Raw genomic sequence first — 4,862 nt, 5'->3', positions numbered from 1 at the left:
ATGATTGTTAATATTGACAATGGTGCTGCCTTCTTCACGCCCTGGAAGAAGTTCGCTTTGAGCGTGCGCTGAACTCAAACGATTGATCTGATCAAGCCCCTGTTCAATATCGCGCATGTTCAGAACATGACCTTGAAGCCCAGGAAAAGCACTCCATACAACATTATTATAACGAGACGTCGGTGAACCATTATAGTAAATCTCTGAAAGCTTGCCCTCAATGACAACAAATTTGAGCGTCTTGCTGTTTTTAATATCTTGATCAGGAATGTAAAAACGCGCCGTTACATAGCCTTGATCCAAATAAACTTTGGTTAACTTCTTGATTAAAAGCTGGATATCAAAAAGACCAATACATCTTCCAACATAAGGCTCTGTTACAGCTGATATAAAGCGCTTTTTGACATGATGCACTCCCTCAACAACAACAGCATGAATTGGAAAACATTGCTTCCCACCCAAAAGCGTTTCTGGATTTTGCTCTGAAGGCGTCTTGATCCTTTTAGGCGTTAAAGACCGTAATTTCTCAATTCTTTCTAATTGCTGCTTCTCAGATTGTTGGCGAGAAAAATTATCTGTTGGGGAATGAAAAATAGTTGAGGAGCGCGCATAAACATTTACACCTGTAAACAAGCCAAAGAAAACAAAAATGGCACGAAAAATTCTCAAAAGAGAACTTTGGCGTAAAAATATCAATAACAATACAGACTGCCCCCGCTTTGCATTATTCATGAAGCACTCTTTAAAAGAACTTCATGGAACCGCTAATAAATCCACTCAAAACAGCCACTGCCCTATAACGCTTTTAACAAAAGCACATGCCTCTGTAACCAAAGAAAAGTGACACCCAAAAACTGCTTTATTTTAACTGCTGAAGATTTCTCCCCCACATTTATATGAAAAAACCTCTAAACAAAACTGTTTAGCCCGTCAATGGTTAATACATCAATATCCCCAGTTTAATGCTACAATATATTTATCAATAATTAGAGATAAATTCACTCTCCAGCTCCTCTAAGCCACTCAACACGCATATAAACGAGACATCATGCGATCAAGCACATCCTGTCGTCAGGAACCATCATAGAAAACAATAAAGAAACCTCTTTTAAAACTTTCTACTCAAATAGGCAAAACTCTCTGTACAGCGCATTAAGCAACCTTTCTCCAAAGATAATGATCTGAACAGAAGAGTTTTCTCCAGTGCTGTCAGTGTTGTCAGTTCTTTTTAGAGCCTATATTATTTTTTTAAATGAGAGAAAATTAAAAACATTATATTTCAATATGTTAGTATTTTAATGATACAACCTATATCGACAATACAACCTTAAATACAATCCATAATATATATTTGTCAGTTTGTGTCAGTAAATTAAACTGACAAAATAGACTATTTTAGTGACTCATAAAACCTATCAAAATACTCATTATGATATCTTAAAAGCACATATCAAATTTGTCTTTTTTCCATAAAATAAACAGAAAATTTCACTACTTTGCTGATCTGATCTCTCTCATGGGCTGCGGATAAACAGCATTTAAAAACTCTTTTGAAAAAATTATCGGCTTTTTTAGCATTTTTCTGCCTTTTTTCTCAATTCATTCAAAATGGATTTAATAAGCTTCGTTTTAATTCTTTTGAAGAGACTTAAACCCCTTATACGAAAACGGAGCTCTGTTGTAACAGGGCGTGAACTGGATCATTTGCACGTGAATTATGAAACTGTAAAACCTTATCCCGTAACCTTTAAAAAAGGTAATCCAAAAGTTTCAGAGATCTCTAATCCAGAAAAATTCTATTACGTGACTGAAATGAAATTCGCAAAAACAGGTAAAGAGAAAGATAAAACCACTGTTATTTATAATAAACAATATCACAATAACAGATATCCCTCTTGACGCTTGTGAGTATATCGTTAATGGTAAACCCGCTCTTGAATGGGTTATGGGGCGTCAATGTGTTAAGACTGATAAAAAGAGTGGCATTGTTAATGATGCCAATCGTTATGCTGTTGAAACCATTGGCAACCCTGCCTACCCTCTAGAGTTATTTCAGAGGGTTATTACCGTAAGTTTAGAGACAATGAAAATTGTTAAGAACTTACCAAAATTAGAAATTAGAGAAACTGAATAGACTTGGCTTGCTAAACTCACAAAGGGGTATAGAATCTTATAACCATAATCTATACCTCTCTTGTTAAGTTGATTAGATACAATCTTTAAAAGGAGTGTTTATATGCATTATTCTAAAAAGAAGAAACTTACACTTTTAAATACTCTACTTTGAATTGCTTTAAGACTTTTAAGAAATCCCATCTTAAAGTGAATACGCTTCTTTTACATTGCCTTTAAAAGATTAAACCGTAATCTAAAATGAGTGCTTTATTGTTATCAGAAGCTTTATTTAAAGAGGGTTATGTATATTCATTTTCTTATATTACTTATAGGTTTTGAATGTTTCTCAAACCCTCAAAATACCTTCAAAAATATACCATGGGTTGTATTTATAGGTTGCATCTTAATATAGACTGTATCTCTAAAATGCTAATATATTGAAATATAATAACTTTTATTTTTTTATTGAAAAAAATATATAAAGGGGAGTAAAAGGAACCCTCAAAATACTCAAAATCTTCAAAACTAACAACCATAAGGATCTTGATAGCATTTCTTATGAGTTACAAACTATCTTTTGAAAGGCTTTAAAGGATTATATGCTTTTCATAAAGCACATTTTAATCACTCACTAAAATAATCTATTTTGTCAGTTCAATTTACTGACATATAACTGACAAATATATATTATGAATTGAATTTATGGGTTGTCTTTTAATAAAGGTTGCATCATTAAAATTATAACCTATTGAAATATATTCATTTTAATTTTCTCTCATTAAAAAAATAATATAGGCTCTAAAAAGAACTGACAACACTGACACGGTCTATTAAAAGGGATTTTTCTAATCTTTATAATGATCAATCTCTTTTTAGATGTTTTCATAACAAGCAATAAATCGCAATTATTCTATTTATCAACTAGTTGTATAACATCATCTAAGGTATAAGTTTTCATGAATCTTCCCCTGCATACTCTTTAATTCTTTTACAGAGAAATTCATAAAAATTACTTGCGTAATATTCAGAATCTTCAGATGTATACTTGAGATAGAGTGGGCATTCACCATCCCGAAACTGCTTATAATCAAAATAAAAGGTTTCACCAAAATCAGTTGTGCAGATAACAAGTTGTTTGGGGTCCGTAAAGCCATCTCTTCTATCGAGCAAATTTCGGTAAACAATATCACCAGCAGGAATACCTGCACAGATTTCATAAATACTGAATATTTCTTCACCTCCAATTTCTCCTCCTCCATAATTTTTTAAAAAATTCTTATAGGAAGAGGTAAATTGTAAACCAAGAGTGTTCTCAGCTGTTTTAATCCGTACATCATCAGGGGCATTATCTTGAGTACCAAAATTAATAACATGACTATGCATATCAACATATTGTGCAACATCTGATAAAGTATAACTTTTCATAAATTTTTCTCCATAAGTCACAGCGTGTTTTTACTCATAATGAGTGCTCCTAATGATCAATCTTTTTCTACTATAGCCAATGGAATTGAGATGAGATTGATAAAATCATAAGAGATATGTTCTTGACGGAGCTCTTTTCTCATCTGTCTCTGTACAATCATCTCGCATTTACAATATATGATGGAATTAAAGGAGGTGATCATTAAAGTTTAGAGAGCGCCTTTTAGGGATATTATTTCAATATTTGCAATAATTACTCTTTCTTTTTTCCTACTTAGGAATTTTTTTTGAAATCCAACAAATAACTTTTCTGATAAAATTTGTCTTTGGATTCATAGGAGCAACCAAACTCCTGCCTTGATAAAATGAGTAGAGAACCTCAACGAGAGGACTATCTTGTTCTTGTGTCACAGGATGTAACATAATAGGTCTAAAATCGACTCCAATAGGTGCTCTTCCTGATACCATTCTTTCCACATTTGTACCCGTTACTATCTGTCCTTCTTCTTTCCAAGAAGAAACTGTTTCGGGCTCAAACAGTTCATCTTCCTGATAAACTTTTTGACTTTTAAATTCCACCGGCTCAGCTGCCCCCATACTTTTTTTCTTTATCCATTTCATGATTCATAATCCCCTCAATTTTTTCAAAATAATCAATTTATTCTTTGTTCTAAATAGACTTAAATAAACTCTCCTTCCAAGAGCGAGGTTATTCCTCGCTAGAAAGCTCTGAGTGATCATCAAAATCTTTTGCTACCCGTTCAATCAAAGCGTAGCTCACTTGCTTCACCTTTGCTACTTCTTTGGCTAAAGCTAATGCACGTTCAAGGTGGGTTTTGTTGATGCTCTCGTCAAAGCCTAGGTGATCACCTGCCGTAAAGCTTTTCTGATAAGATTGTAAGGTCTCAACATCACCCAATAAAGCAAGAGCGCCAAGATGAAGTAAAGCATAATCCGTATCGTTTGCTTTAGACGTGGCGCCTTTTTCCCAAGGAGAAGTGCCATAATCAGAGCGAAGTCTTTTAGAAAGGTCAATGTCTGTTACCGCCCATTCTAAAGCATCATCAAGCGCCTGTGTTAAACGATCCGTAGTGACTTCTGGTTCAAAGATTTCTAATCCCTTGGCTTCAAAATTAAGCTGTATATCTGGAATATCTTCCGTGTAGGTAGGATCAATGAATTTACAAGCAGCGGAAAGAATGCCCGTGCTAATCATAAAGGCGCTATCAAATTGCGGGTAGTCTTTGGCAATTTCGTCGTTATAAAGAATGTCTACTTCACGATCAGCCAATTGATAGCTTGCCATATGGTCATTCTCATTG

4 protein-coding genes and 1 pseudogene are annotated in these 4,862 nt (G+C 34.0%); 1 reads left to right on the top strand and 4 read right to left on the bottom strand.

Annotated elements, in window-relative coordinates; translation table 11 throughout:
- Window positions 1–732: POTRA domain-containing protein (locus tag ACFIL7_RS08090; protein WP_375683496.1), on the bottom strand; the 732-nt coding region annotated here is incomplete at its 3' end.
- Window positions 733–1,677: 945 nt separating this feature from the next.
- On the opposite strand from ACFIL7_RS08090, the pseudogene ACFIL7_RS08085 reads away from it, so the two are divergent.
- A pseudogene (locus tag ACFIL7_RS08085) lies at window positions 1,678–2,134 on the top strand (type ISP restriction/modification enzyme); the annotation flags it as partial.
- 935 nt (window positions 2,135–3,069) lie between these two features.
- Here ACFIL7_RS08085 and ACFIL7_RS08080 read toward each other — a convergent pair.
- From ACFIL7_RS08080 to ACFIL7_RS08070, 3 genes are all read right to left on the bottom strand, one after another.
- Complete coding sequence (locus ACFIL7_RS08080) at window positions 3,070–3,540, bottom strand: SMI1/KNR4 family protein (protein ID WP_375610943.1); 471 nt, start codon at window positions 3,538–3,540, stop codon at window positions 3,070–3,072.
- Window positions 3,541–3,810: 270 nt separating this feature from the next.
- Window positions 3,811–4,161: an HNH/ENDO VII family nuclease gene (locus ACFIL7_RS08075; protein WP_375618707.1), complete on the bottom strand. Its 351-nt coding sequence runs from the start codon at window positions 4,159–4,161 to the stop codon at window positions 3,811–3,813.
- A gap of 88 nt (window positions 4,162–4,249) precedes the next feature.
- Window positions 4,250–4,862: DUF6990 domain-containing protein (locus ACFIL7_RS08070; RefSeq protein WP_375683495.1), on the bottom strand; the 613-nt coding region annotated here is incomplete at its 5' end.

Source organism: Bartonella sp. AP3QHHD (assembly GCF_042195765.1).
In the GTDB taxonomy this organism is placed as follows: Bacteria; Pseudomonadota; Alphaproteobacteria; order Rhizobiales; family Rhizobiaceae; genus Bartonella.
The sequence above is the reverse complement of the archived record's forward strand: the minus strand, read 5'-3'. Positions and strand labels throughout refer to the sequence as shown.